Genomic DNA, 26,022 nt, shown 5'->3' with positions numbered 1-26,022 from the left:
GAAGGGTGACAACAGCATGAAGATCATCCTCACCCACGAGGTCTCCGGCCTCGGCACCGCCGGCGACGTCGTCGACGTCAAGGACGGGTACGCCCGCAACTACCTGGTCCCGCGTGGCTTCGCCATTCGCTGGACCAAGGGCGGCGAGAAGGACGTGGCGCAGATCCGCCGCGCCCGCAAGATCCACGAGATCGCGACGATCGAGCAGGCCAACGAGATCAAGGCCAAGCTCGAGGGCGTGAAGGTCCGTCTGGCTGTTCGCTCCGGCGACGCCGGCCGTCTCTTCGGCTCGGTCACCCCGGCTGACGTCGCTTCGGCGATCAAGGCCGCCGGTGGTCCGGACGTCGACAAGCGTCGCGTCGAGCTCGGTTCGCCGATCAAGACGCTGGGCGGGCACCAGGTGTCCGTCCGTCTGCACCCCGAGGTCGCTGCGAAGCTGGCCGTCGAGGTCGTTGCTGCCTAAGGGCAGAGCTCAGCAGAGCAGGTGAAGGGCCGCACCCCGTTGGGGGTGCGGCCCTTTGCTGTGTGTGGGTCTGTGGGCCTGTTTCACGTGAAACAGGCCCACAGACCGTTTCACGTGAAACAGGCGCGGACCATTTCCGTCTCCGCCTCCGCTTCCGTTTCACGTGAAACGGTCCGTGGAGCCCGCGTATCAGCGGGTCGCTCCGGTGACGATCCAGCGGCCGGAGCGGGTACGCACCCAGAGGGTGATCAGCCGGACGGCCATCATCAGCGTCATCGCCCACCAGAGGGCGGTGAGGCCGCCGCCGAGGGCAGGCACCAGAAGCGCGACGGGGGCGAAGACGGCCAGCGTCACCAGCATGGCCCACGCGAGGTAGCGTCCGTCTCCCGCTCCCATCAGGACCCCGTCCAGGACGAAGACCACTCCGGCGATCGGCTGCGAGACCGCCACGACCAGGAGGGCGGGGAGCAGGGTGTCCTTCACCGCGGGATCGCTGGTGAAGAGCGGGATGAAGAGAGGCCGGGCGAGCACGATCAGCACCCCGAGTGCGATGCCGCAGCCGATGCCCCACTCGACCATGCGACGGCAGGCCTCGCGGGCGCCCTTCTCGTCGTTCGCCCCCAGGTACCGGCCGATGATGGCCTGCCCGGCGATGGCGATGGCGTCGAGGGCGAACGCGGTCAGGCTCCAGAGGGAGAGGATGATCTGGTGCGCGGCGATGTCGGTGTCGCCGAGCCGGGCGGCCACGGCGGTGGCGATCATGAGGACGGCCCGGAGCGACAGGGTCCGGACCAGCAGGGGCACTCCCGCGCGGGCGCTGGCCCGGATGCCGGCGGCGTCGGGGCGGAGGGAGGCGCCGTGCCTACGGGCTCCGCGTACGACCACGATGAGGTAGGCGACCGCCATGCCCACCTGGGCGATCACCGTGCCCCAGGCGGATCCGGCGATGCCGAGCCCGGCCCCGTAGACGAGGGTCACGTTGAGGATGCCGTTCGCCGTGAAACCGCCGATGGCGACGTACAGCGGGGTGCGGGTGTCCTGGAGTCCGCGCAGCACGCCGGTGGCGGCGAGGACGACGAGCATCGCCGGGATGCCGAGGCTGGAGATCCGCAGATACGTGATGGCGTACGGGGCGGCGGTGTCGGAGGCGCCGAAGACGTCGACGAGCCAGGGGGCCGAGGGGATGGCGAGCGCCACGACGACGGCACCGAGTAGCAGGGCGAGCCAGATGCCGTCCATGCCCTGGCGGATTGCGGCGGGCAGATCGCCCGCCCCGACACGGCGGGCGACGGCGGCCGTGGTGGCGTAGGCGAGGAAGACGAAGATGCTCACGGCGGTCATCAGCAGGGCCGCCGCGATTCCGAGACCGGCCAGTTGCGGGGTGCCGAGGTGGCCGACGACGGCGCTGTCGACCATCACGAACAGGGGCTCGGCGACCAGCGCGCCGAACGCCGGTACGGCGAGGGCGATGATCTCGCGGTCGTGCCGTCGACGGCCTGTTCGGGGAGTGGTGGGGGCCGGAGTCATGAGGGCCAATCTAATCTTCCACAGGTAAGAGATGCAACGGTCAAGTGTCCCTTACCCGGGCGCCGCTGGCGCGTTCATCCGGGAGCGGTTTGCCGTGATCTTGAAATCGGGGCGAAAGTTTTTCTCCCCCACAGTCAGTGGATGGAGAACATGCAGGTCAAGTGGGTGATGCTGGTCCTGCTATGAGTTTGTCCACAGTGCTGTCCCCCGTTCCGTGCACAGGTTCTGCGGACTTCTCCACAGCATCTGGTCCGTCATCCACATGCCCTGTGGATAACCAGATTGGCTGACGGTGCGGACAGGCCTACCGTGGTCCGGCGCCCGCACTCCGTTCCGGCACCGGAATCAGCAGAACCAGACGCGCCGGAAGCGGAGTCGGGCGACTTGTTTGTCAGCGCCGTGCCGTAAGAAAGAGTGGCACGGCTAGGTCCGCGAAGCGGACGGGAGGAGGTGGGCCGGGTGAGCATCCCCGAGCCTTTGGACGACCCCTGGACCGAGGCTGGTCCCGGCGACCGTCTGCCCGCCTCCCGCCAGCGCCGAGGGGAGCGCAAGGGGGGCCGCGAGGACCGGCACGACCGGGGCTCCGACGAGGGCTGGGGCGGTGGCTCCCCCGCGTTCGAACGGGTACCTCCCCAGGACCTGGACGCGGAGCAGTCGGTGCTCGGCGGCATGCTGCTGTCCAAGGACGCCATCGCCGAGGTCGTCGAGGTCATCAAGGGGCACGACTTCTACCGCCCGGCGCACGAGACCGTCTTCACGGCGATCCTCGACCTCTACGCCAAGGGCGAGCCGGCCGACCCGATCACAGTCGCCGCCGAGCTGGTCAAGCGCGGGGAGATCACCAAGGTAGGCGGGGCGCCGTACCTGCACACCCTGGTGCAGTCCGTCCCGACCGCGGCCAACGCCTCCTTCTACGCGGAGATCGTCCACGAGCGCGCGGTCCTGCGGCGGCTCGTCGAGGCCGGTACGAAGATCACGCAGATGGGATACGCGGCCGACGGGGACGTCGACGAGATCGTCAACTCCGCACAGGCCGAGATCTACGCGGTCACCGAGCAGCGCACCAGCGAGGACTACCTCCCCCTGGGCGACATCATGGAGGGCGCACTCGACGAGATCGAGGCCATCGGGTCGCGCAGCGGCGAGATGACCGGCGTCCCGACGGGCTTCACCGACCTCGACGCCCTGACGAACGGCATGCACCCCGGCCAGATGATCGTCATCGCGGCCCGCCCCGCCATGGGCAAGTCCACGCTGGCGCTGGACTTCGCCCGCGCCGCGTCGATCAAGAACAACCTGCCCAGCGTCATCTTCTCCCTCGAAATGGGGCGCAACGAGATCGCGATGCGTCTGCTGTCGGCCGAGGCGCGGGTGGCCCTGCACCACATGCGGTCCGGCACGATGACGGACGAGGACTGGACGCGGCTCGCGCGCCGCATGCCGGAGGTCTCGGCCGCCCCGCTCTACATCGACGACTCCCCCAACCTGTCGATGATGGAGATCCGCGCGAAGTGCCGTCGGCTCAAGCAGCGCAACGACATCAAGCTCGTGATCATCGACTATCTCCAGCTGATGCAGGCCGGCGGGTCGAAGCGGTCCGAGAGCCGTCAGCAGGAGGTCTCGGACATGTCCCGAAACCTCAAGCTGCTGGCCAAGGAGCTGGAGGTCCCGGTGATCGCGCTCTCGCAGCTGAACCGTGGTCCCGAGCAGCGCACGGACAAGAAGCCGATGGTCTCCGACCTGCGTGAGTCCGGCTCCATCGAGCAGGACGCGGACATGGTCATCCTGCTCCACCGCGAGGACGCCTACGAGAAGGAGTCACCGCGCGCGGGCGAGGCCGACATCATCGTCGGCAAGCACCGTAACGGCCCGACGGCCACCATCACCGTGGCCTTCCAGGGCCACTACTCGCGCTTCGTGGACATGGCGCAGACCTGAGGGTGACCGTGCGGGTCCCCGGTCCTGCGCGTAGGCCGGCGTACGGACCGTCCCCCTCTCACTGCGTCAAACCGGCTGCCTTCCTGGCGCGTCGGGCGAGAACGTCCTCCCGGTGCTCTGCCATCTGCTGCAGCGCCTCTTTACGGTCCCGCTTGGAGAGCCTGTCGAGATAGGTGTGACCGAAGAGGTGGTCGGTCTCGTGCTGCAGACACCGGGCGAAGTAGCCCGTTCCTTCGATGACGAGGGGGTTGCCGTCCTTGTCGAACCCGCGGACGACAGCCCGATCGGTGCGGGGAACCGCCGTTCCGGCACCGGGCACGGACAGACAGCCCTCGAAGTCGTCAAGGAGCCGGCGGCTTTCCGGATCGGGCAGGTCCAGAACCGGGTTGATGATGTGGCCGACATGCCGGATTCCGTAGTCGTCCGGGCAGTCATAGACGAACAGCCGCAGGTCGACGTCCACCTGGTTGGCCGCCAGGCCGGCACCGTCGGCGACATGCATCGTCAGGAACATGTCGTTGATCAGGCTGGACAACTCAGGGGAGCCGAACTCGGTCACCTCCTGGCACGAACGGCTCAGGATCTCTTCACCCACCACCGTGATCCTGCGAACCGATCCCTGTTCCACCTCCGGCGGCAGAGCCGGATAGGTCTCGACGGGGCGGCCCTGCACGCGAACTCGCCGGTCGACGGGACGGGACTGCTCGTGACGAACAGACATGGCTGTCTCCCCTTTTGCGCACGCCGCAGATGCCGCGGAGGTCACCGCGGCCGATGCCTTCAGCAAGAACTACTGCTTGCCAGGAGCTTTGCAAAGTAGCAGACTTTGCAAAGTGACTGAAGATGACCTCAACCCCCCGGACGGCCAGACGGCCAGCAACGGAAGAGAACTACGAGAGCACGCGGTCCGGACAGCCCTGCTGGGCCTGTTCGCCGAAGTCGGTGCCCTCACGGCGACCGAAGCCGCCTCCCGGCTGGGCTACAGCTCGGGTCTCTGCTCCTTTCACCTGCGGCAGCTCGCACGCCACGGATACATCGAAGAAGCGCCCCACAGCGGGGGCCGCGCACGGCCCTGGCGCCTGAGGCAGCACAACGCCGCTGCCGACGGAGCTATGGAAGATCAGTTCGGTGACCTGGCCAGGGGGTTGGAGGACGAGAGCTGGCAACGATGGCAGAACCAACGAGATGAGGCGCCGTCCGAATGGCGCCACGACGAAGCCTTCAGCACCGTCGCCTACCTGACACCTGAAGAGATGCGCCGGGTCGCGGATGTGATCCGACGGACGCTCGCGCCCTACCAAGGCCGCGAACAACGACGCCTGTCCCGGCCCGAAAGCGCCCGCCCGGTGGCCCTCATCAGCCGGCTCTTCCCTCTTCTCCCTCACTCAGCAGACGGCGCTGACCAGGGCTGAGAAGCCGTTGGCTGTTACCACCCGGAACCTGGAACGGGGCTCCGCCGTGAGCCCCGCGGGGCCACGAGATGATCGCTTCATGAATGAGATCGTTCTGATGTCCGACCCGAAGGTTGCGGCCGTGCCCGTCCAGGAGTGCGGGGAGCCGCTGGTGGATGTGCGCAGGGGCGGCCTGCTGCTGGTCGACGAGCGGAAGCGGTCGGACTCCGCCGGTGCCTTCGCCCACCTGCGGGAAGGGGTGCTCGACCGACTCCTCGCAGCACAGGGACAGCTGCCTTCGGGGTTGCGGCTGTTGTTCGTCGAGGGCTATCGCCCGCCGTCCCTCCAGCGCCGCTACTTCGATGAGTACGCAGCCCAACTCCGCGCCGAGCAACCGGATTGGGCCGATGAGCAGCTCCGTTCGGCGGCCAGCCGTTACGTGTCCCCGCCCGAGATCGCCCCGCACAGCGCCGGTGCCGCCGTCGACCTGACGCTCGCCGATGACGAGGGGCGCGAGCTCGACATGGGCACGCGGATGAACGCCTCCCCCGAGGAGAGCGCCGGCGCCTGTTACACCCACGCCGACAACATCAGCCCTGAGGCTCGCTCCCACCGGGACATCCTGAGCACGGCGCTCGCCGCCGCCGGCCTGGTCAACTACCCGACGGAGTGGTGGCACTGGTCGTACGGAGACCGCTACTGGGCCCTGAAGGAAGGAGCGGCTGCCGCTCTCTACGGGCCCCGGGAATTCCACTGACCGCAGACATCAAAACTCCCTGCCTGGTATGGGTTGACCATGACTTCTCCCAGTGAAGAACTGCTCCCCAGCACCCGCCGCTCCCTCCTCCATCGACTCGCCACGGCACAGCGGGAGGGCCGTGCGCCCTCTCTTGCGGCCGCCGTGCAGCGGGAGGGCCGGATCGTCTGGAGCGGGGGGCGTACGGGCCTGGAGGGGCAGGTGCCGGACGCCGATACGCAGTACCGGATCGGCTCGATCACCAAGACATTCACCGCGGTTCTGGTTCTGCGGCTGCGGGACGAGGGGCTGATCGACCTGGACGACCAGCTGGAGAAGCACCTCCCCGGCACCGGAGCGGGCGGCGCGACCGTCTTCCAACTGCTCGGCCACAGCGCGGGGCTCGGCGCTGAGGCGCCTGCCCCCTGGTGGGAGCGGACGCCGGGGACCCTGCGGCCGGAGCTCGGCGACGTACTCGGCGAGCGGCCGCAGATGCACCCGGCGGGCCACCGCTTCCACTACTCCAACCCCGGCTACACCCTGCTGGGTTCGCTGATCGAAGCGGTCCGCGGAGTCTCCTGGGAGGAGGCGCTGCGCAGCGAGATCCTGGAGCCGCTGGGCATGCACCGTACGACGGTCGGGCCGGTCGCTCCGTACGCGGAGGGCTGGGCCGTCCATCCCTGGGCCGATGTGGTGGTGCGCGAGCCTGCCGAGGATCTGGGGCTGATGGCGCCCGCCGGCCAGCTCTGGTCGACCGCGGCCGACCTGCTGCGCTTCGCGGCCTTTCTGGCCGAGGGCGACGACCGGGTCCTGTCGGCCGCTTCCGTACGGGAGATGAGGACGCCCGCCGCGCCCGCCGCCGAGGGCGGGAGCAACGCCTACGGCCTCGGGCTTCAGGTGGTGAAGACCGACAGCCGGGTCCTCTTCGGGCACGCGGGTTCGCTGCCCGGGTTCGTCGCCGGCCTGTGGTTCAGCGAGGACGACGACGTCGCCGCGGTCGCCCTCGCCAACGCCACCTCTGGGCTGCCCGCCGCCACGGTGGCCGCCGAGCTCCTGAGCATCGTCGCGGACGCGGAGCCGCGGATCCCGGAGCCCTGGCGCCCGCTGCCCGAGGCCGACGAGGAGCTGCTGGCCCTGACCGGGATCTGGCACTGGGGGACCCACACGTTCACGCTGCGGCTGACCGGGGGCCGGGGCCTTGAGCTCAGGCCGCTGGGCGGTACCGGTCGGGGAGCGGCCTTCACGCCCCGGTCGGACGGCACCTGGACGGGCCAGGACGACTACTACGCGGGGGAGACCCTTCGCGTCGTCCGCAGGGCCGACGGCTCGGTCGACCACCTCGACCTCGGCTCGTTCGCCTTCACCCGTGAACCCTATGAGGCGGGAGCGGACGTTCCCGGGGGACTGGACCCGGCGGGCTGGCGGGGGCTCGGCGGCTGACGCCTGAGCTGTGACGGCCGGTGGGGTGGGTGTTTCACGTGAAACACCCACCCCACCGGCCGTTGTCGTGCAAAAAAGCGAGTCCTTCAGAGAGCCAGCTTGAAGCCCACGTGGCTGGCCGTGAAGCCGAGCCGCTCGTAGAAGCGGTGCGCATCCTCGCGGGTGACATCCGAGGTCAGCTGCACCAACCGGCAGTCCTGGCGGCGGGATTCGTCGACCGCCCACTGGATCAGCTGCGTACCGAGCCCGCTGCCCCGCTCGTCGGCGTGGATGCGGACGCCTTCGATGATCGAGCGGGTGGCACCGCGCCGGGACAGCCCGGGGACCACGGTCAGCTGGAGGGTTCCGACCACACGGCCCTCGCGGACGGCGACGACGACATGCTGGTTCGGGTCGTCGGCCAGCCGCCGGAGCGCCGCGCGGTACGGGGTGAGGTCGTCCGGCGACTCGCGCTGCGCGCCGAGCGGGTCGTCGGCCAGCATGGCCACCACGGCGTCCAGGTCGGTCTCGGCAACGGGGCGTATCTCAAGATCGCTCATGATCGGCAGATTACGCGCTCCGCAGCTGTCAGACCGGGACCTTGAGCTCTTCCACAGCCCGGACCAGGGGCGCGAGCTCGGGGTTCTCCGACGCCTCGTCGAGCGCCGCCCTCAGGGCGCTGTCGTTGGTCGGCCGGGCCTCGGCGAGCAGGGTGAGCCCGGCCTCGGTGACATCGGTGTAGATGCCCCGCCGGTCGGTGTCGCACAGGTACCGGGTCAGCAGCCCGCGGTCCTCCAGCCTCGTGACCAGGCGGGTGGTGGCGCTCTGGCTGAGGACCACGGCGTCGGCGACCTGCTTCATCTGGAGATGGCCGCCGGGGCCGCTGTGCTGCCGGCTCAACACGTCGAGCAGTGAATACTCCCGCGCGCTGAGCCCGTGGCCCGACTGGAGGGCGCGCTCGATGCGGGCCTCGATCTTCCCGTGGAGCAGGGAGAGGGCGCACCAGCCCTGGGCGAGGGCGGTCAGGGCGGGGTCGGTCGCGGTCATGGTCTCTCCTCCGGGCGGGAGCTGCGTGGTTCCAGGATAGGGGACGCCTGCAATAGCCCGCGTTTGCAATTAACCAGCGCCTGCAATTATTGTGGACGCTCGTAAGGCGCAGACGCAATCTTCAGGGAAGGTGAAAACCCATGCCGCTCGCGCTCCTCGCCCTGGCCATCGGGGCATTCGGGATCGGAACGACCGAGTTCGTGATCATGGGGTTGCTCCCCGAGGTTGCCGCGGACTTCCAGATCTCGATCCCGACCGCAGGCTTCCTGGTGACCGGCTACGCGCTCGGGGTCGTCCTCGGCGCCCCGCTGATGACCCTCCTGGGCACCCGGGTCACCCGTAAGCGGATGCTGATGCTCCTGATGGGGCTGTTCATCGTGGGCAACGTCGTGTCCGCCCTCGCCCCCGTCTTCGGCGTCATGCTCGCCGGCCGGGTGGTCGCCTCCCTCGCGCACGGCGCCTTCTTCGGCATCGGCTCCGTGGTCGCGGCCGATCTCGTCGCCCCGCAGAAGAAGGCCGGGGCCATCGCCATGATGTTCACCGGACTTACCGTCGCGAATGTCGTCGGCGTCCCGCTCGGCACCTACATCGGGCAGTCCGCAGGCTGGCGGACCACGTTCGTCCTGGTGGCGCTCCTCGGGGTGATCGGGCTCGTCGGAGTCGCGAAGCTCGTCCCCGAGCAGCCCAAGCCCGAGGGCGTACGCGTCCGCCACGAACTGGCCGCGTTCCGCAATGTCCAGGTCCTGCTCGCGATGGCCATGACCGTCCTGGGCTTCGGCGGGGTCTTCGCCGCGATCACCTACATCACCCCGATGATGACCGAGATCGCCGGCTTCTCGGCCTCCTCCGTCACCTGGCTGCTGGTCCTCTTCGGCCTCGGCATGGTGGGCGGCAACCTGGTGGGCGGACGGTTCGCCGACCGCCATCTGATGCCGATGCTGTACGTCTCGCTCGGCGCGCTCGCCCTCGTGCTCGGCCTCTTCACCGTGACCGCCCACAACAAGGTCGCGGCGGCCGTCACCATCGTCCTCATCGGTGCCCTCGGCTTCGCGACCGTGCCCCCGCTGCAGAAGCGGGTCCTCGACCAGGCGGCGGGCGCCCCCACCCTGGCCTCCGCGGTCAACATCGGGGCGTTCAACCTCGGCAACGCCCTCTCCGCCTGGCTCGGCGGCCTCGTGATCGCCGCGGGCCTCGGCTACACCGCCCCCAACTGGGTCGGCGCGGTCCTCGCCGCGTCCGCCCTGGTGCTGGCCGTGGTCTCCAGCCTGCTGGAGCGCCGTACCGCCGGAGCCGAAGGGCGGATCGTCGCAGGGAGCAGCCCCGCGCCGGTCGCCGCCCCTGCCCGGCACTGAGCCCCGCCCCGGACCCTCCCCCACCGCACCACCGACCCCACCGCACCACCCCCCTCACCGCACCACACAACGATCAGGAGCAATTCCATGAGCACCACCGCCACCGCTGTCGCCCCGCTGACCATCCAGGACGCCGAGGCTCTCGTCGCAGCCGCCCGCAGCGCCGCCGAGGCGTCCGGGGTCGCCGTCGCCGTGAGCGTCGTGGACGCGGGCGGCCACCTGCTGGCCTTCCGGCGCGACGACCGGGCGGCCCTCATCGCCGGGGAGACCAGCACCCGCAAGGCGTTCACCGCGCTGCAGCTCGACGCCCCCACCGCGGACCTGGTCGACGCCGTGCAGCCCGGCGGGCTCTTCCACACCCTGCCGACCGCGCTGGACCGCCCGTTGCTCTTCATCGCCGGCGGTATCCCGCTGCACCGCGACGGCCGGCTGATCGGCGCCATCGGGGTCGGCGGAGGAGCGCCGGAGCAGGACCACGGGTTCGCTTCCGCCGCCGCGGACTCCCTCGTCTGAGGTCGAGCACCCGTAGCCGGGGGCCTCAGCCCGTCGCGATGGTGAGCGGGGCGAACCTGCGGGTGGCGTCGCCCGGCAGGTCCGCTACGCCGTACGTCATCACCGTCGTACGGGAGCCCGGTTCGAGGCCGCGCTCCACCAGCCAGCCGAGCAGCTCCTCATGGCGCGCGTCGATATCCGCTCGCAGCGGCCGGTCCGTCGTGGCGGCCAGCGCGGTGACGAGGGCCTTCGCGGTGGCCGTGTCGCGCGCGATGAGCGGGCCGACGACATGGGCGTCGCCACTCGGCCAGAGGGCCGCGTAACCGGTCAGCTCGCCGTTCTCCTCCGCGACCCGGAGCCGGTCGGAGAAGGCCGGGAGCCGGGCGATGAGGTGCGTGCGGTCGGTACCGAAGACCGGCAGGTCGAGGCGGACCATCGCCTGGAGGTCGTCCGCGGCGGCCGGACGCGTGGTGACGGCCGCCGGCCCATCCTCCGCCCGGAACCGGCCGAGGACCCGCTCGGTCCGGCCCACCTGGGCGAAGCCGAGCTCCTCGTAGAGCCGCTGTCCCTCGGGTGTGGCGTACAGCGCGAGCGGGGTGGACCCGGTCTCCTCCATTACATGGCGCATGAGCCGCCTGGCGATCCCCTGGCGGGCGTGGCGTGCGGCGACGAGCAGCATGCCGACGGTCGCCAGGCGGGGCCCGTACGACGTCACCACGCAGGCCGCGACCAGGCCCTTGCCGTCGGGTTCCGCGATCCCGTACCCCGTACCCGCGGAGAGCAGCAGCCCCCATCGGTGCTCGTCGCGTGGCCAGCCTCGGTCCTCGGAGAGGTCGGCGCAGGCGACCAGGTCTCCCCGGGTGAGGCGCCGTACGGGCAGGTCGACGAGGGGCAGGGGTGAGGGGCTGTGCATGGGGCCAGGCTGTCCGACGTGATGATCGCCCGTCCACCGGTTTCCCGGAACTGGCCGAGAACCGAAGTGCCCCCGCCTGGTTTCACGTGAAACATGAAGCGCGGCCGCGGCCGCGCGAGTCCGGGCCCGTCAGCTCAGGTCGGGCGCGTGCATCGCCCGAACGCCCTCGATGTTGCCGTCCAGATAGTGGCGCAGGGAGAGCGGTACGAGGTGGACGGCGGCGATCCCCACCCGGCTGAACGGCACCCGGACGATCTCGTACTCCCCGCACGGCTCGTCGATCTCCGGGCCGTGCCGTCGGGTGACGTCCATCGACGCGAGCCGGCAGACGAAGAAGTGCTGGACCTTCACCCCGGTGACGCCGCTGTCCGCGATGTGCTCGACGGTGTCGACGAAGCAGGGCACCACATCGACGATCTTGGCGCCGAGCTCCTCGTCGACCTCGCGGTGGAGAGCGTCGACCACGGTGGCGTCCTCCGGCTCGACCCCGCCGCCGGGTGTGAGCCAGTACGGATCGACCCCCGGCTTCGTGCGCTTGATGAGGACGAGGTCGTCACCGTCGAGCAGGATGGCGCGTGCGGTGCGCTTGACCACAGGACGTTCGGTCATGGCAAGAGAGTGGCCCGCGCGGGCCCGTCTGAAACTCCTCCGGCCTACCGGACCGCCTCGTCCAGCGCCCGCTCGACGTCCGCCAGCAGGTCCTCCGGGTCCTCCGCGCCGACGGAGAAGCGGATGAAGCCCTCCGGCACGGCGTCGCCGCCCCACCGGCCCCGGCGCTCGGCGGTGGACCGTACGCCCCCGAAACTCGTCGCGTCGTCGACCAGCCGCAGCGCGGTCAGGAAGCGCTCCGCCGTCTCCCGGTCGGCCAGCTCGAACGAGACCACCGAACCGAAGCGCCGCATCTGGCGCACGGCGATCCCGTACGACGGGTCGGCGGGCAGCCCCGGATACCGCAGTCCGGTGACCTCGGCCCGCTTGGCGAGCGCCTCGGCGAGGGCCAGAGCGGTGGTGCACTGACGGTCGATGCGCAGCTGGAGCGTGGCGAGCGACCGGTGGGCGAGCCAGGCCTCCATCGGGCCCGGGATCGCTCCGACCACCTTGCGCCAGCGCCGTACATCGGCGGTCAGCAGGGGATCGCGGCAGGTGACATGGCCCAGCAGGATGTCGCCGTGCCCGGTCATGCCCTTGGTGTCACTGGCGACCGAGAAGTCCGCGCCGAGCTCCAGCGGGCGCTGGCCGATCGGGGTGGCCAGGGTGTTGTCGACGGCGACCAGCGCGCCCGCCTCGTGCGCGGCGGCCACAAGCCGGCGGATGTCGCAGACGTCGAGGCCCGGGTTGGAGGGGCTCTCGATCCACAGCAGCTTCGCCCCCTCAAGGAGCGCCAGCTGGGCGTCGCCGCCGGTCGGCGCGGTGCGGACCTCGACGCCGAAGGCCGTCAGCTGCTCCCGTACGAGCGGCAGCGCCTGGTAGCCGTCGTCCGGCAGCACCACGGTGTCCCCGGTGCGGACCTGGGAGAGCAGTACGGCGGTGATCGCCGCCATCCCGGAGGCGAACACCGTGGTGCTCACGTCCTCGCCGGGCGCCTCCAGCTCGCCGATGGCCCGCTCCAGGTGGGTCCACGTCGGGTTGGTGTCCCGGCCGTAGGTATAGGGGCCCACCGGTTCGCCGGAGAGGTGGAAGTGCGCGGCGAAGACCGGCCCGGGCAGGGTCGGTTCGTACTGCTCCGGTTCGGGAAGTCCGGCGCGTACCGCGCGCGTTCCGTCGCCCATGGTGCTCATGCTGCTCCGTAAGTCGATGTAAGCCGATGCGAGTGGGTCCGGCTCAGTCCTCGTCCGGCAGGACCATGTTGAGGGCCCAGGAGACGACCGAGATGATCAGGGCGCCGAGTACGGCGGTCCAGAAGCCCTCGACATGGAAGCTGAGGTCGAAGACGCCGGCCAGCCAGGAGGTCAGCAGCAGCATCAGGGCGTTGACCACCAGGGTGATCAGTCCGAGGGTCAGGATGAACAGCGGGAATGTCAGGAGCTGTACCAGCGGCTTGACCAGGAAGTTCACCAGACCGAAGATCAGCGCGACCAGGATCAGGGTGAGGATCTTGCGGCCGGTGGAGCCGCCCTCCAGCGTGATGTTCCCGATCAGCCAGATGGCCACGGCCAGCGCACCCGCGTTGGCGATCGTCTTGACTGCGAAATTCTTCATGTGTCTGATCGTGGCAGACATGATCGGTGGTGGACACCGACAGCGCATGCGGAACCCGTAGCACGGGTCACAAGGGGTGGACGGGCCATGAAGGCATTCAGACTGGACGAGCTGGAGGCGGAGCGGGCCGCCAACGAGGGCGCCTACCTGCAGTTCGTGCGGGAGCGGAACATGTCCGTCGGCCTGTACGCCCTGGACGCGGGCGACCTCGACCCGCAGCAGCCGCACCAGCAGGACGAGGTGTACCTCGTCGTCAGCGGCCGGGCGTCGATCACGGTCGGGACGGAGACGACGCAGGTCGGCCGGGGGAGCGTCGTCTATGTGCCGGCCGGAGTGGCCCACAAGTTCCACCACATCACCGAGAACCTGCGGGTGATGGTCGTCTTCTCGCCGCCGGAGGGCTGAGGCCTCCCGACGGAGGTCGCCGGGGCCCCGGGTTCCCTAAGGGTTCGATCAGGGGTCTTCAAGGGCTGCGAGGCCCCCGCCGGGGTCCCCCGCGCCTTTAGCATCGAGGCAGGAACCCAGAGAGACGAGGTAGATGGCGATGGCCGTGCGGGAGATAGTCGCGGGAATGCCCTGGTGGGTGAAGTGGATCGCGGTGCCCGTCATCGCGATCGTCGTGTTCGGCGGACTGATCGCCAGCGTGCTCAGCTTTGTGATCAGCCTGCTCTTCAAGGTGCTGGTCTTCGTCGTCCTGGTCGGCGGTCTGATCTTCGTCGTACGCAAGTTCACGTCCTCGTCGTCCTCGTCGTCCTCACGGGGTGACTGGTAGGAAGGCCGCCGCGGGCCGGTGCGGGGCCGGGGGTACGCACAGGCCTGCGGATTAGCCCAGCTGAGCTAAGTCCAGGAGGAAAACTCCCTCCCGCCGGAGGCGGCCGATACAGTGACAACGCTGCCGCCATATGGAATGTGACCTTCTGTCACCGACCCGACCGAGTGACCAGTGGTGTGAACGACCGTCCGGTCGTGGGTGCGGCGGGCCCGTGGGGGCGGCCTCCACGGGAGGGCTGACGGCCCGTCACCATGCCTGGGGGTGACCTTTGACCACGGCATCGAGCACCACTGTCCCGACGTTGATCGGTTCGGTTCAGCGGGCGTTGAGGCTGCTGGAGGCTGTGGGCACCCATCGGGACGGGGCGCCCGCCAAGCAACTCGCACGGGAGGCCGGCCTTCCGCTGCCGACCGCGTACCACCTGCTGCGCACCCTCACCCATGAGGGCTATCTCCGCCGCGAGAACGGTGTCTTCCTCTTCGGGGCGGCCGCCGAGAACCTCACCACTGCCCGGGCCGCGAGACACCGCCCCGCTTCCATCGCCGACTCCCTCGCGCACTGGCGGGACGCCCTCGGGGTCCCGGTGTACTGCGCCGTCTACCGCGACGGCGAGATCGAGCTCATCGCGGTCGCGGACGCCCCTGAGGCCCCGGCGGTCGACGAGTGGGCCTCCTTCCGGGAGACCGGCCACGCGCACGCGATCGGGCAGTGCCTTCTCGGCCAGCTCGACGAGAAGGACCGCGAGGATCACCTCGACCGGCACCCCGTACGGCCCCTTACTCGTTACTCAGTGCGAGATCGCGCGGCACTTCTGGAGCGGCTGCGAACGTTGCGTCGGGGTGAACCGGTCATCGAACGCCAGGAGTACGCACTGGGGACCGTCTGCGCCGCCATTCCCGTCACAGCCGGTGCCACCATTGCGGCGATGGCCATTTCCGTACCCCTGGATCGGGAAGAACGGTTGCTGCCCGCAGTCGAACAGCTACGTGGCGAAGTGGCGAGCCTCTTGCGTTCGTTCGTGTTCTCTATCAGTATCTGAAAAATCACTCCTTGTGATCTGCTATCGCGTGCACCACGATGGCGTCAATAGGGCCATAGGGGATCATTCCTGGCCAGTTTCATCTACTGCGGGGTTGAACGATGCGCGAGTCGGTTCAAGCAGAGGTCATGATGAGCTTCCTCGTCTCCGAGGAGCTCTCGTTCCGTATTCCGGTGGAGCTCCGGTACGAGGTGGCTGATCCCTATGCCATCCGGATGACGTTCCATCTGCCCGGCGATGCCCCTGTGACCTGGGCATTCGGCCGCGAGCTGCTGCTGGACGGGCTCAACAGCCCGAGCGGCGACGGCGATGTGCACATCGGGCCGACCGAACCCGAGGGTCTGTGCGATGTACACATCCGCCTCCAGGTCGGCGCGGACCGCGCGCTGTTCCGGGCCGGTACGGCACCGCTCGTCGCCTTCCTCGACAGAACCGACAAGCTGGTGCCCCTCGGTCAGGAGCACACGCTGGGTGACTTCGACGGGAACCTGGAGGAGGCGCTCGGCCGCATCCTCGCCGAGGAGCAGAACGCGGGCTGAGCGCCACGCACCTCCTGGCCTCGCGCCCTTCACGCCTTACGGCGGCGGCCCCTGCCCGTCCGTGCGGGGGCGGCGGCCGTGGACGAGGAGGTGGAGGCGCCCGGGCGGTCCGCGGAGACCACCAGTGCGGCGAGCACCGTCGTCACCGGCACCGAGGCGACCAGACCGATCGAACCGACCAGCGTCCGGACGATCTCCTCGGCGACCAGCTCGCTGTTGGCCACCGTCCCCACACTGGACTGGGCGATGGAGAAGAGCAGCAGCAGGGGCAGCGCCGCGCCCGCGTACGCCAGCACCAGGGTGTTCACGACCGAGGCGATGTGGTCCCGTCCGATCCGGATACCTGCCCGGTACAGCCCGCGCCAACCCATCTGCGGGTCCGCCTGGTGCAGTTCCCAGACGGCGGAGGTCTGGGTGACCGTCACATCGTCGAGCACCCCGAGCGATCCGATGATGACACCGGCCAGCAGCAGACCGCTCATGTCGATGTCCGGGTAGAGGCCGTGGATGAGGCCGGTGTTGTCGTCGGTGTTGCCGCTCAGGTCCGCCCAGCCGATGAACAGGGAGCCGAGCAGCCCGATCAGCAGCAGCGAGATCAGCGTGCCGACGACCGCGACCGACGTCCGGGCCGTCACCCCGTGGCACATGTAGAGCGCCGCCAGCATGATGGCGCTGGCCCCGATCACCGCCACCACCAGCGGATTCGAGCCCTGCAGGATCGCCGGCAGGATGAACAGGGTCAGTACGGCGAACGAGACGGCCAGCGCCACCAGCGCCATCACCCCGCGCATCCGGCCCACCGCGATCACCGCCAGCGCGAAGATCGCGGCCAGCAGCGTCATCGGGATCTTCCGGTTCACATCGGTGACGCTGTACTGGAGGTCGCGGGGCGCGTCGGGGGCGTACGCCACGACCACGCCCTGGCCCTCGCGCAGTTGGCGGGGCGCGTCGGGCTGGACCACCTCGACGAACTTACGGCCCTTGTCGTCGCCACTGGTCACCTCGACGGTCGCCTTCGCGCACTCCCCCTCCTGCTCGTTGACGGCCTCCCGGCCCGAAGGGGTGGAGGTGTCACCGGTCGGGGGGACCTGCGCGGCGTTGACGTCGGCGCAGTCGACCTTGACGACCTGGACGACCTTGCCGTCCTGGGTCTGCCGGTCGAATCCGACGCCGGTGCGCTCGTGGTCGGGGACGCCGCCGGGCCAGAACGCGATCAGGCCGACGACGACCGCCGTGGCGAAGGGGATCACCACAGCGGCGATGACCTTGCGCAGATGCTTGGAGACGGGAGCGGCGGGTCCGTGGCTGTGCGTGTGGCCGTGCACATGGCCCTGGGGCGGCTGAGGCGGCTGGGGCGCGGGGTCGCTTTGGGGGGAGGTCACGGGGCGATCATCGCAAGAACAGGAGGGCCCTCTGGTCAGCTCGCCGGAAAGGACGCTAGCGTGGAGGCACCTTTGCACACGCGGGAGCTCGGAGCACCGGGCTGAGAGGGCGCTGACCGCCGTACATCCGTACGGGACACGCTGCGCCGACCGCCGAACCTGTTACCGGGTAATGCCGGCGTAGGGAGTAGGTCTCATGACCACAGCGGACGCACGCACGCCTGCCTCGAAACGGAACGACGGAACGCCGGACGGCACGGTTCCGAACGACGAGGCCGGGAAGTCCATCGGCTGGCACAAGGGGTACGTCCAGGGCTCGCGCCCGGACCTCCGGGTGCCGGTCCGACAGGTGCACCTCACCAACGGCAAGGACGTGACGCTGTACGACACGTCGGGGCCGTACACCGATCCCGGGATCGACACCGACGTCCGGCGGGGCCTCGCGCCCCTGCGGGAGAACTGGATCATCGCCCGCGGCGACACCGAGGAGTACGCGGGCCGCCCGGTCCGCCCCGAGGACGACGGGCTCAAGCACACCTCGCCGCGCGGCGGGCTGCGCAACCTGGACGCGGTCTTCCCCGGCCGCCCGCGCCAGCCGCGCCGCAGCCGCGACGGACGGCCCGTCACCCAGCTCGCGTACGCCCGGCGCGGGGAGATCACGCCGGAGATGGAGTACGTCGCGATCCGGGAGAACGTCGAGGCCGAGGTCGTACGCGAGGAGATCGCGGCGGGCCGGGCGGTGCTGCCGGCCAACGTCAACCACCCGGAGATCGAGCCGATGATCATCGGCAAGCGGTTCCTGGTGAAGGTCAACGCCAACATCGGCAACTCGGCCGTCACCTCCTCCATCGAGGAGGAGGTGGACAAGATGACCTGGGCGACCAAGTGGGGCGCCGACACGGTCATGGACCTGTCCACCGGCCGCAACATCCACACCACCCGCGAGTGGGTGCTGCGCAACTCCCCCGTACCGATCGGAACGGTGCCGCTCTACCAGGCGTTGGAGAAGGTGGACGGCCGAGCCGAGGAGCTGACGTGGGAGATCTACAAGGACACCGTGATCGAACAGGCCGAGCAGGGCGTGGACTACATGACGGTGCACGCCGGAGTGCGCCTGCCGTACGTCCCGCTGACGGCCCGCCGTAAGACCGGCATCGTCTCGCGCGGCGGCTCGATCATGGCGGCTTGGTGCCTGGCGCACCACAAGGAGTCGTTCCTCTACGAGCATTTCGAGGAGCTCTGCGAGATCCTCGCGACGTACGACGTCACCTACTCCCTCGGTGACGGGCTGCGCCCCGGGTCGATCGCGGACGCCAACGACGAGGCGCAGTTCGCCGAGCTGCGCACGCTGGGCGAGCTGAACACGATCGCCAAGCGGTTCGGCGTCCAGACGATGATCGAGGGCCCCGGGCACGTCCCGATGCACAAGATCAAGGAGAACATCGACCTCCAGCAGGAGATCTGCGAGGAGGCGCCGTTCTACACGCTCGGCCCGCTGACCACGGATGTCGCGCCCGCCTACGACCACATCACCTCGGGCATCGGCGCCGCGATGATCGCCTGGTGGGGAACGGCGATGCTCTGCTACGTCACGCCCAAGGAGCACCTGGGGCTGCCCAACCGGGACGACGTGAAGACGGGCGTGATCACCTACAAGATCGCCGCCCACGCGGCCGACCTCGCCAAGGGGCACCCGGGCGCGCAGGAGTGGGACGACGCGCTCTCCGACGCACGGTTCGAGTTCCGGTGGGAGGACCAGTTCAATCTGGCCCTCGACCCGGACACGGCCCGGGAGTTCCACGACGAGACGCTGCCCGCCGAACCGGCGAAGACGGCGCACTTCTGCTCCATGTGCGGGCCGAAGTTCTGCTCGATGAAGATCTCCCAGGACATCCGGCGTCAGCACGGCGGTTCGCAGGAGGAGATCGAGGAGGGCATGGCCGAGAAGTCGAAGGAGTTCGCGGCGGCCGGCAACCGGGTCTACCTGCCGATCGCCGACTGACCTGCCACCTACGCCCGGTCGGCGCCCACGGGGGCCGGCCGGGCGTAGGTGTCTGTGATCAGGATGGTTGAGCGTTCCGCAGCCGTTCCACCTGCCGGGTGATCAGCTCCGGGGGGAAGAACAAGTCCTTGCCGATGCTGAGCTCGGTGAACGTGGCGATGGTGTTCCCCGTGCGGACCACGACGAACTGCTCGTTGCGGTCGCCGCCGTTCTCCGGGCCCATGGGGATGATCTCGCGGAAGGACACCGCCTCTTCACCGAACTCCGGTGGTGCCTCCGTCGTCACGGTCGCGCTGTAGGGGCCGACGAAGCCCTCTCCCTCGTAGTGCCGACAGGTGGCGAGGGAGCGCTTGAGTTCCGCGAAGCGCCGTTCGGCCTGGCCGTCCTCGTAGGAGGCGAGGGTCGAGCCGCCGCCCATGATGTTCTTCTTCCAGTTGAAGTGCTGGAAGACACGAGCGAATGACGCCTCGCCGCTACGGACACCGATGAGGGTCTGGCAGGCGGGTACGGATACGGGAGGGAAGGACCGCCCGCTTCCCTCCGGCAGGGGTTCCCGCGCATTGAGGGGCTCGCGCGCCTGCGGAACCTCCCCGATCTTGAGGGCGAGGCTCTTGAGCTGGGCCACCGTCAGCGGCGCCACCGAAGCCTTGGCCGGAGGGGCGGCGGACGGTGCTTCGGTGGCAGTCGGGGCCTCGGTGGCGGACTTCTGGGCCTGCGCCGGGGCACAGCCCGAAGCGAGGAACAGCCCTATGACGGCTCCCACGGCTGTCGCCATCAGCCGTGTTCTGCGCGCTTGCATGCGTCCCCCGGACAGATGTCGATGAGGGGCCGACGCTAATCGTGCAACCGGCCTGATGCCAAAAGGTGTTCGTGCCGAGCCGACGTGGAGCCGTACCGCGCGGTGCCGCGTCACGATCAACGCACCGCCAGGATCCTTGCCCTACGCCGCTCTTGCCGGATTGATCACCTTCGGCACGGTTCAGCCGCTTGTCAGGCGACAGTATGGACACAGTCGTGTGGCAGGTGGATGTACGTTTCGCAGCTGCGTCAACTGGGCTTGACCTGTTCCTTATCTGTGGCTTACTTTCCGGCTTGCTTGGCTGAATTTTGGCGGCCCTCGCACGGGGGCCTCGGGGAGGGAAACACCATGGACTGGTACCTGGCAGTACTCAAGAACTACGCAGGCTTCAGCGGGCGCGCGCGCCGCAAGGAGTACTGGATGTTCACGCTCATCAGCTTCGTCATCAGCCTGGTGCTGTCGATCATCGGCGGTCTGATCGGCGCGGACTTCCTCTCCTACATCTACGCCGTCGCGATCCTCATCCCGACGCTCGCCGTCGGTGTGCGCCGCCTGCACGACACCAGCCGCTCCGGCTGGTGGCTGCTGATCGGGCTGATCCCGCTGGTCGGCTTCATCATCCTGATCGTCTTCCTCGCCTCCGAGGGCAAGCAGGAGCCGAACCAGTACGGCACCAACCCGAAGCTCGCCCCGCAGGTGGGCTGATCCACCGCTCCGGCAGGGCCGGAGCACCGCACAGGCCGGGCGCGGCATTCGCCGCCCCGGCCTGTGGCGTTTTCGGAAGCCTGGGGCACTATTCCGGCCGGTGGTCCGGGCCGCCGAAGTCCGGGCTGGTGAAGTCGGGGCTCGTGAACGTCGGGCGGGGTCCGGCCGACGGGCCCTCCTCGGGGCCGGAGAAGTCCGGCCTGCTGTAGCCGACCTTCGGGATCCGGTTCGGTGAGCGGTGCGGGGTCCGGGCGGCGGGGCCCGCGGTCGGGTCGGCCAGGGCGTCCCGCAGGAACGGCAGGATGCCGCGCTCCAGCAGGGCGTGGCGCCAGGCCTCCCTGGCCCGGGCGACCTCCTCCGGAAGCTCGTCCTCCTCGTCCTGGGCGGCCAGGGAGGTCGAGCCGTTGCGCAGGGCGGTGACGAGCAGCCCCACGGCGGCGACCAGGATGGCCGCGGCGGCGACGGCCGCGAAGAACCACCCGGCCGCGATCATGGTGGTCCCGAAGCCGACGGACGGGCTGACCGCACGCATCAGATAGCCGACGAGCAGGAAGATCACGGCGGCGGTGCCCGCCAGGAGCGGCGTCAGGACCGTGAGGACCGCTCCTACGCCGGCGCCGGGCCCGGTAGCCGACGACGTGTCCCCGTAACTCTCGCCCTCCGGTACGGTCGCGCTCGCCGCGCGCAGCTCGGCGCGGGCCTTCACGTAGTGCTCGTACTCGGTGGCCGCGGCCGCGGTGATCAGCCCTGTGGCGTTGAGCGCCATCGTGCGCAGCTGTTCGGTGTTGAGCCGGTCGCCGACGCCTTCCAGGTCCGGGCGTTCATGGGCGTGACGCAGTGCGTCGCCCAGTATCCGGGCGTACTCGGGACCGTCCTCGGCCTGCAGGTGCGGAGCGCTTGTCATCTGCATCCCCCGATGCTCCGTCGGGCCCGGCGGCCCGCGTTGACCGGGCGATCGGGCGGAAACGGAGGAGAGCCTGCCACTGATGAGCCGATGGTAGAGCGCTCACGGCGCGTGGTGACAGGGTGTTTCCGGAAATAGGCCCGATGATCGGTGCGGTCCGATCCAGAAGCGTCTTCCCCGCCGAAGGTCAGTCATGCAGGGGGAGTTGGACGACCAGAAGCTTTCCGGCCATGGTCACTCCGCCATCCATGGCGATGGCGAGCCCCTCGGCGTACACGTGCGGGCCGTTCACCACCGGCCCCGAACCGTCCTCGCCGTCCTCGGTGCCGACCTCGCCCAGGAGGTACGGAATCGGGCTGTGACCATGGACGACGCGCTGTCCGCCGTACGTCGTCAGCAGCTCGCGCACCGCTTCGGCGCCGCCCTCGTCGCGGAAGGCGAAGCGCTTGGTGAGCTTGCGGAAGAGGTCCCAGCACTCGTCGGCGTCGTTGCGCGTGAGAATGGCGGTGATGGTGTCGTTGACGTCCTCGATGGTGGAGCCGTAGTCGAGGTAGGCCGTCGTGTCGGAGTGCATCAGCAGATGCCCGTCCTCCTCGACGACCGCGTCGAGCCGGGACATCCACTGGAGGTGGACGTCCTGGAGGCGGTCCATGTCGCTCTTCTGGCCGCCGTTGAGCAGCCAGGCGGCCTGGAAGGTGGCGGTGCCCGCACCGGAGTTGACGGGGGTGTCGGAGAACCGCTTGGCGCCGATGAGCAGCAGCTCGTGATTGCCCATCAGGGCCTTGCAGTAGCCGCCCGCGGCGGCCGCCTCAGCGGAGAGCCGCATGACGAGGTCGATGACCCCGATGCCGTCGGGGCCGCGGTCGGTGAAGTCGCCCAGGAACCAGAGCCGGGCGTTGCCCGCGGCCCAGTTGCCGTCGGCGTCGATGAGGCCCTGGGCGGCGAGGGCGGCCACCAGCTCGTCCAGGTAGCCGTGGACGTCGCCAACGACGAAGAGCGGGCCGCGCCCTTCCCCGTTGACGGGGCGGGGTTCGGGGACGGTCTCCATCTTTACGGTGTCGCCGCGGTTGATGACGGGGAGGTCGCGCTCGGTGGGGGTGTACCCCTCCGGGGGCTCGTCGCCGACGTTCGCGTTGCCGGGGTGCGGCGGGTGGGGCGGCGCCGGAGCGTGCGGGGGCACGGAGGCGTGTGGGACCGGGGCGGGCGGCGCCGGCGCGTGCGGGAGCACGGGCGGGTGCGGTGCCGCGCCGGGCGCCTGCGGTGGTACGGGCGTCTGTGCGTACGGCGGAACTCTGAAGTCACGCAACGTCGCCGTCCGCACCACGGGTTCCTGACCGGCCCCCTGAGTCATCGACCCCTCCACCACCGTCGCGCCGCCGTACACCTGACGGGCCCTGCCTGGTAGAGGTGGTCCGCGGTGTCGTGCGCCCATCATAGGAATGCGGATCGATCTGTGTGACGCACCAGGGGTGGTGAATCCGGGCGCACGTACAGTTCACCGGCCGATTGGTCCGAAAAGAGACGATCGGTCCCTGCTCAAGAGACGATCAGTCCCTGCTCGGGGAGCGTGGCGCGCTGACCGTGGTGCGCGGCGGACGGCGTTGCGAGGAGGTCCGGACGATGAGCTCCGTCGGTATCACCTGCTCCACCGGCCCGTCGTGCTCCACGCCTTCGATGGCGTCGATGAGGAGCTGGACGACGGCCGTGCCGATGCGGCGGGGCTTCAGAGAGAGCGTCGTGATGGGCGGTTCGGTGGCCGCGTACACGGTGGACTCGCTGCAGCAGACCAGCAGCAGGTCCTCGGGGACCCGCAGGCCGTAGCGGCGGGCAGCGGCGAGGAGATCGGTCCCGTTGGGGTCGAAGAGCCCGTAGACCGCGTCGGGGCGGTCCGGGCGGGCGAGCAGCCGGTCGGCGGCGACCGCGCCCGCGCAGGGGTCGTGCGCCGGGTAGGACTCGTAGACGGGATCCTGGCCGACCCGCTCGCACCAGTGGAGGTAGGCGGTGGTGGAGAGCCGGGTGTACGTGTCGGTGGTGGTGCCGGTCAGCAGGCCGATGCGGCGGGCTCCGGCGGCGGCGAGGTGGTCAAGGAGGTCGAGCACGGCGGCCCGGTGGTCGTTGTCGACCCAGGCGGTGACGGGGAGCGTCCCGGCCGGGCGGCCGTCCGAGACGACAGGCAGTCCCTGGCGGACGAGTTCGGTGACGACCGGGTCCTGGTCGGAGGGGTCGATGACGACGGTCCCGTCGAGCGCGACGTTCGACCAGACGTCGTGCCGGGAGGTGGCGGGGAGGATGACCAGGGCGTAGCCCCGGGCGAGCGCCGCCGAGGTCGCGGCTCTCGCCATCTCCGCGAAGTACGCGAATTCGGTGAAGGTGAAAGGTTCATCCCCGTACGTGGTCACGGTCAGGCCGATCAGCCCCGACTTGCCCGTACGGAGGGTTCGGGCCGCTGCGGAGGGGCGGTAGCCCAAGCGCTCTGCGACCTCGCGGACATGGCTGCGGGTGGCGTCCGGGAGCCTGCCCTTGCCGTTGAGCGCGTCGGAGACGGTCGTGATCGAGACTCCGGCCGCGGCGGCCACATCACGGATCCCCGCCCGTCCTGGCCGGCCGCTGCGCCGGGGGGTCTCCGTCCGGCTCACCTGGTGCTTCCCTGCTGCTGTCATGGCGAGCCGATAGTAGGGCTCCGGGGGGCGGTCGGTCCGGTCGCATATGCACCCATTGACAGGCACGTTTCTGCATGATCATTAAGCATCAAGCGCCTTGCAAAGAAAGGCTGTTGGAGGCTCTGGCTTCAGTGTGTCAGGTGTTGGCGGCTGGCGGCCTGCTGAATGGTCGATGTCTCGAAGAGGTCTCAACTCACCACTTCGGGGGACGCGCGCCACGGCGTGAGACACGGGCGCGCGCCGGAACCGGAAACGCTCCCCCCTGAGGAGGCCCCTCGTGCGGACCATTCCCGGCACTGCGGGAGATTCCGCGCCCGGGCCATTCGCAGCGGCGCCCAATCCTCATAAGGTGAGCAGTATTGATGTGTACGACGGTATGGATGTGTACGACGGTCGAGGAGGACCTGCGGTGAGCGAGACGAGCCCCAAGCTGCGCGCCGAGCTGGACGGCGTTCCCGCCTATGTGCCGGGCAAGCCTGCGGCGGCCGACGGACCGGTCGCGTACAAGCTGTCCTCCAACGAGAACCCCTACCCGCCGCTGCCGGGGGTCCTGGAGTCCGCGCTCGCCGCGGCGGGCAGCTTCAACCGCTACCCGGACATGGCGTGCACCGGGCTGATGAACGAGCTGTCCGACCGCTTCGGTGTGCCGCTCTCGCACCTCGCCACCGGCACCGGATCGGTCGGCGTGGCCCAGCAGCTGCTCCAGGCCACCTCGGGCCCGGGCGACGAGGTCATCTACGCCTGGCGGTCCTTCGAGGCGTACCCGATCATCACGCAGGTGAGCGGCGCGACCTCGGTGAAGGTCCCGCTGACCAGCGGCGAGGTGCACGACCTCGACGCCATGGCCGCGGCGATCACCGACCGGACCCGGCTGATCTTCGTCTGCAACCCGAACAACCCCACCGGGACCGTGGTGCGCCGGGCCGAGCTGGAGCGGTTCCTGGACCGGGTGCCGAGCGATGTGCTGGTGGTGCTCGACGAGGCGTACAAGGAGTTCATCCGCGACGCCGATGTGCCCGACGGCATCGAGATCTACCGGGACCGGCCCAATGTGGCGGTGCTGCGGACCTTCTCGAAGGCGTACGGCCTGGCGGGGCTGCGGGTCGGGTTCGCCGTCGCCCATGAGCCGGTGGCCGCGGCGCTGCGCAAGACCGCCGTCCCCTTCGGCGTCAGCCAGCTCGCCCAGGACGCGGCGGTCGCCTCGCTGCGCGCCGAGGACGAGCTGCTGGGCCGGGTCGGTTCGCTGGTCTCCGAGCGGAGCCGGGTGAGCGAGGAGCTGGTGCGGCAGGGCTGGACCGTTCCGGAGTCGCACGCCAACTTCGTCTGGCTGCGCCTGGGCGAGCGGACCCTCGACTTCGCCGCCGCCTGTGAGCGGGCCGGTGTGGTGGTGCGTCCGTTCAAGGGTGAGGGCGTACGGGTCTCGATCGGGGAGAGCGAGGGCAACGACCTCTTCCTGAAGGCGGCGGAGGCGTTCCGCGCGGAGCTGTAGCGGCCCGGCGCTCCGCCGCCTGTACGACCGGTGGCCCCGGACCTCGATCGACGAGGTCCGGGGCCTTCTGCGTACGTCACGGGCCTCTCGCGTACGGCCCGGGGGCGTCTCCGGCCGAAAGGGGTACCCCCGGCGAACGGCCCGAAAGTGTGTGCGCCATAATTGCTTGTGAATGTGAACGCGTTCACAAGCGTGCCCCCATTCCTCCCGCGATCGGTGGGATTAAAGGGGCAGAGTGCCCGGTGTGGCCACGG

At 69.6% G+C, this 26,022-nt stretch carries 27 protein-coding genes; 14 read left to right on the top strand and 13 right to left on the bottom strand.

The features are described 5' to 3' along the window. Nucleotides 1-16 precede the first annotated feature (16 nt). A complete protein-coding gene (rplI, locus tag R2B67_RS17770; protein ID WP_018513854.1) occupies nucleotides 17-463 on the top strand; it encodes a 50S ribosomal protein L9 in 447 nt (148 codons plus the stop codon). A gap of 189 nt (nucleotides 464-652) precedes the next feature. On the opposite strand, the gene R2B67_RS17765 is transcribed toward rplI, so the two are convergent. Beyond that, complete coding sequence (locus tag R2B67_RS17765) at nucleotides 653-1,990, bottom strand: MATE family efflux transporter (RefSeq protein ID WP_317819434.1); 1,338 nt, start codon at nucleotides 1,988-1,990, stop codon at nucleotides 653-655. Nucleotides 1,991-2,449: 459 nt separating this feature from the next. Between R2B67_RS17765 and dnaB the strand changes: the two genes are divergently transcribed. After that, nucleotides 2,450-3,928: a replicative DNA helicase gene (dnaB, locus tag R2B67_RS17760; RefSeq protein WP_026241797.1), complete on the top strand. Its 1,479-nt coding sequence runs from the start codon at nucleotides 2,450-2,452 to the stop codon at nucleotides 3,926-3,928. A 58-nt stretch (nucleotides 3,929-3,986) separates the two neighbouring features. Here dnaB and def read toward each other — a convergent pair whose 3' ends face one another. Next, nucleotides 3,987-4,649 carry a peptide deformylase gene (def, locus tag R2B67_RS17755; RefSeq protein ID WP_317819433.1) on the bottom strand — a complete coding sequence of 221 codons (663 nt, stop codon included), beginning with the start codon at nucleotides 4,647-4,649 and terminating at the stop codon, nucleotides 3,987-3,989. A 112-nt stretch (nucleotides 4,650-4,761) separates the two neighbouring features. On the opposite strand from def, the gene R2B67_RS17750 reads away from it, so the two are divergent. The 3 genes from R2B67_RS17750 (at nucleotide 4,762) to R2B67_RS17740 (ending at nucleotide 7,495) form a co-directional block, all read left to right on the top strand. Beyond that, nucleotides 4,762-5,340: a winged helix-turn-helix domain-containing protein gene (locus R2B67_RS17750; protein WP_317824896.1), complete on the top strand. Its 579-nt coding sequence runs from the start codon at nucleotides 4,762-4,764 to the stop codon at nucleotides 5,338-5,340. A gap of 79 nt (nucleotides 5,341-5,419) precedes the next feature. Further along, a complete protein-coding gene (locus R2B67_RS17745) occupies nucleotides 5,420-6,076 on the top strand; it encodes a M15 family metallopeptidase (protein ID WP_317819431.1) in 657 nt (218 codons plus the stop codon). Nucleotides 6,077-6,115: 39 nt separating this feature from the next. Then, nucleotides 6,116-7,495 carry a serine hydrolase domain-containing protein gene (locus tag R2B67_RS17740; protein ID WP_317819430.1) on the top strand — a complete coding sequence of 460 codons (1,380 nt, stop codon included), beginning with the start codon at nucleotides 6,116-6,118 and terminating at the stop codon, nucleotides 7,493-7,495. A gap of 86 nt (nucleotides 7,496-7,581) precedes the next feature. Here R2B67_RS17740 and R2B67_RS17735 read toward each other — a convergent pair whose 3' ends face one another. Together R2B67_RS17735 and R2B67_RS17730 are read right to left on the bottom strand one after the other, a co-directional pair. Further along, entirely contained in the window at nucleotides 7,582-8,034 is a 453-nt protein-coding gene (locus tag R2B67_RS17735; protein ID WP_018513848.1) for a GNAT family N-acetyltransferase, read from the bottom strand. A gap of 28 nt (nucleotides 8,035-8,062) precedes the next feature. Next, nucleotides 8,063-8,521, bottom strand: coding sequence for a MarR family winged helix-turn-helix transcriptional regulator (locus tag R2B67_RS17730; protein WP_161266402.1), 459 nt, complete (start codon nucleotides 8,519-8,521; stop codon nucleotides 8,063-8,065). 140 nt (nucleotides 8,522-8,661) lie between these two features. Between R2B67_RS17730 and R2B67_RS17725 the strand changes: the two genes are divergently transcribed. Together R2B67_RS17725 and R2B67_RS17720 are read left to right on the top strand one after the other, a co-directional pair. Beyond that, a complete protein-coding gene (locus R2B67_RS17725; RefSeq protein ID WP_317819426.1) occupies nucleotides 8,662-9,873 on the top strand; it encodes an MFS transporter in 1,212 nt (403 codons plus the stop codon). Between the two features lie 87 nt (nucleotides 9,874-9,960). Beyond that, nucleotides 9,961-10,386 carry a GlcG/HbpS family heme-binding protein gene (locus R2B67_RS17720; RefSeq protein WP_317819424.1) on the top strand — a complete coding sequence of 142 codons (426 nt, stop codon included), beginning with the start codon at nucleotides 9,961-9,963 and terminating at the stop codon, nucleotides 10,384-10,386. A 25-nt stretch (nucleotides 10,387-10,411) separates the two neighbouring features. Here the strand turns inward: R2B67_RS17720 and R2B67_RS17715 are convergent, their stop codons facing one another. The 4 genes from R2B67_RS17715 to R2B67_RS17700 all read right to left on the bottom strand — a co-directional run bounded on the left by R2B67_RS17715 (nucleotide 10,412) and on the right by R2B67_RS17700 (nucleotide 13,477). Beyond that, nucleotides 10,412-11,278 (bottom strand): GNAT family N-acetyltransferase, encoded by an 867-nt coding sequence (locus tag R2B67_RS17715; protein WP_317819423.1) that lies wholly within the window; start codon nucleotides 11,276-11,278, stop codon nucleotides 10,412-10,414. A 129-nt stretch (nucleotides 11,279-11,407) separates the two neighbouring features. Further along, complete coding sequence (locus R2B67_RS17710) at nucleotides 11,408-11,887, bottom strand: NUDIX domain-containing protein (protein ID WP_018513843.1); 480 nt, start codon at nucleotides 11,885-11,887, stop codon at nucleotides 11,408-11,410. Nucleotides 11,888-11,931: 44 nt separating this feature from the next. Continuing rightward, nucleotides 11,932-13,056, bottom strand: coding sequence for a cystathionine gamma-lyase (locus tag R2B67_RS17705; protein ID WP_317819420.1), 1,125 nt, complete (start codon nucleotides 13,054-13,056; stop codon nucleotides 11,932-11,934). 43 nt (nucleotides 13,057-13,099) lie between these two features. Further along, nucleotides 13,100-13,477 carry a phage holin family protein gene (locus tag R2B67_RS17700; protein ID WP_018513841.1) on the bottom strand — a complete coding sequence of 126 codons (378 nt, stop codon included), beginning with the start codon at nucleotides 13,475-13,477 and terminating at the stop codon, nucleotides 13,100-13,102. An 87-nt stretch (nucleotides 13,478-13,564) separates the two neighbouring features. Here R2B67_RS17700 and R2B67_RS17695 point away from each other — a divergent pair, with 87 nt between their 5' ends. The 4 genes from R2B67_RS17695 to R2B67_RS17680 all read left to right on the top strand — a co-directional run bounded on the left by R2B67_RS17695 (nucleotide 13,565) and on the right by R2B67_RS17680 (nucleotide 15,827). Beyond that, complete coding sequence (locus tag R2B67_RS17695; RefSeq protein ID WP_018513840.1) at nucleotides 13,565-13,882, top strand: cupin domain-containing protein; 318 nt, start codon at nucleotides 13,565-13,567, stop codon at nucleotides 13,880-13,882. A 139-nt stretch (nucleotides 13,883-14,021) separates the two neighbouring features. Beyond that, entirely contained in the window at nucleotides 14,022-14,249 is a 228-nt protein-coding gene (locus tag R2B67_RS17690) for a DUF5326 family protein (protein WP_317824895.1), read from the top strand. A 268-nt stretch (nucleotides 14,250-14,517) separates the two neighbouring features. Beyond that, nucleotides 14,518-15,288 (top strand): IclR family transcriptional regulator, encoded by a 771-nt coding sequence (locus R2B67_RS17685; RefSeq protein WP_317819418.1) that lies wholly within the window; start codon nucleotides 14,518-14,520, stop codon nucleotides 15,286-15,288. Between the two features lie 101 nt (nucleotides 15,289-15,389). Further along, complete coding sequence (locus tag R2B67_RS17680) at nucleotides 15,390-15,827, top strand: SsgA family sporulation/cell division regulator (RefSeq protein ID WP_026241793.1); 438 nt, start codon at nucleotides 15,390-15,392, stop codon at nucleotides 15,825-15,827. Nucleotides 15,828-15,856: 29 nt separating this feature from the next. On the opposite strand, the gene R2B67_RS17675 is transcribed toward R2B67_RS17680, so the two are convergent. Then, nucleotides 15,857-17,209, bottom strand: a complete 1,353-nt coding sequence (locus R2B67_RS17675) for a YibE/F family protein (protein WP_317819416.1) — start codon at nucleotides 17,207-17,209, stop codon at nucleotides 15,857-15,859. A 196-nt stretch (nucleotides 17,210-17,405) separates the two neighbouring features. Between R2B67_RS17675 and thiC the strand changes: the two genes are divergently transcribed. Next, complete coding sequence (gene thiC / locus R2B67_RS17670; RefSeq protein ID WP_317819415.1) at nucleotides 17,406-19,211, top strand: phosphomethylpyrimidine synthase ThiC; 1,806 nt, start codon at nucleotides 17,406-17,408, stop codon at nucleotides 19,209-19,211. A gap of 58 nt (nucleotides 19,212-19,269) precedes the next feature. Here thiC and R2B67_RS17665 read toward each other — a convergent pair whose 3' ends face one another. After that, the gene (locus R2B67_RS17665) at nucleotides 19,270-19,986 is read right to left on the bottom strand and encodes a hypothetical protein (RefSeq protein WP_317819414.1); all 717 of its coding nucleotides are present in this window, start codon (nucleotides 19,984-19,986) and stop codon (nucleotides 19,270-19,272) included. A 372-nt stretch (nucleotides 19,987-20,358) separates the two neighbouring features. Between R2B67_RS17665 and R2B67_RS17660 the strand changes: the two genes are divergently transcribed. After that, nucleotides 20,359-20,715: a DUF805 domain-containing protein gene (locus R2B67_RS17660; protein ID WP_109978615.1), complete on the top strand. Its 357-nt coding sequence runs from the start codon at nucleotides 20,359-20,361 to the stop codon at nucleotides 20,713-20,715. 88 nt (nucleotides 20,716-20,803) lie between these two features. On the opposite strand, the gene R2B67_RS17655 is transcribed toward R2B67_RS17660, so the two are convergent. The 3 genes from R2B67_RS17655 to R2B67_RS17645 form a co-directional block, all read right to left on the bottom strand. Beyond that, entirely contained in the window at nucleotides 20,804-21,625 is an 822-nt protein-coding gene (locus R2B67_RS17655; protein ID WP_317819413.1) for a hypothetical protein, read from the bottom strand. A 181-nt stretch (nucleotides 21,626-21,806) separates the two neighbouring features. Beyond that, nucleotides 21,807-22,970 carry a metallophosphoesterase gene (locus R2B67_RS17650; protein WP_109978617.1) on the bottom strand — a complete coding sequence of 388 codons (1,164 nt, stop codon included), beginning with the start codon at nucleotides 22,968-22,970 and terminating at the stop codon, nucleotides 21,807-21,809. Between the two features lie 196 nt (nucleotides 22,971-23,166). Continuing rightward, complete coding sequence (locus R2B67_RS17645; protein WP_076967683.1) at nucleotides 23,167-24,279, bottom strand: LacI family DNA-binding transcriptional regulator; 1,113 nt, start codon at nucleotides 24,277-24,279, stop codon at nucleotides 23,167-23,169. 409 nt (nucleotides 24,280-24,688) lie between these two features. Here R2B67_RS17645 and hisC point away from each other — a divergent pair, with 409 nt between their 5' ends. Continuing rightward, entirely contained in the window at nucleotides 24,689-25,768 is a 1,080-nt protein-coding gene (gene hisC, locus R2B67_RS17640) for a histidinol-phosphate transaminase (protein ID WP_317819411.1), read from the top strand. Nucleotides 25,769-26,022: the final 254 nt, after the last annotated feature.

This window comes from Streptomyces cyaneofuscatus (genome assembly GCF_033109485.1).
Lineage (GTDB): Bacteria > Actinomycetota > Actinomycetes > Streptomycetales > Streptomycetaceae > Streptomyces > Streptomyces cyaneofuscatus.
The sequence above is the reverse complement of the archived record's forward strand: the minus strand, read 5'-3'. Positions and strand labels throughout refer to the sequence as shown.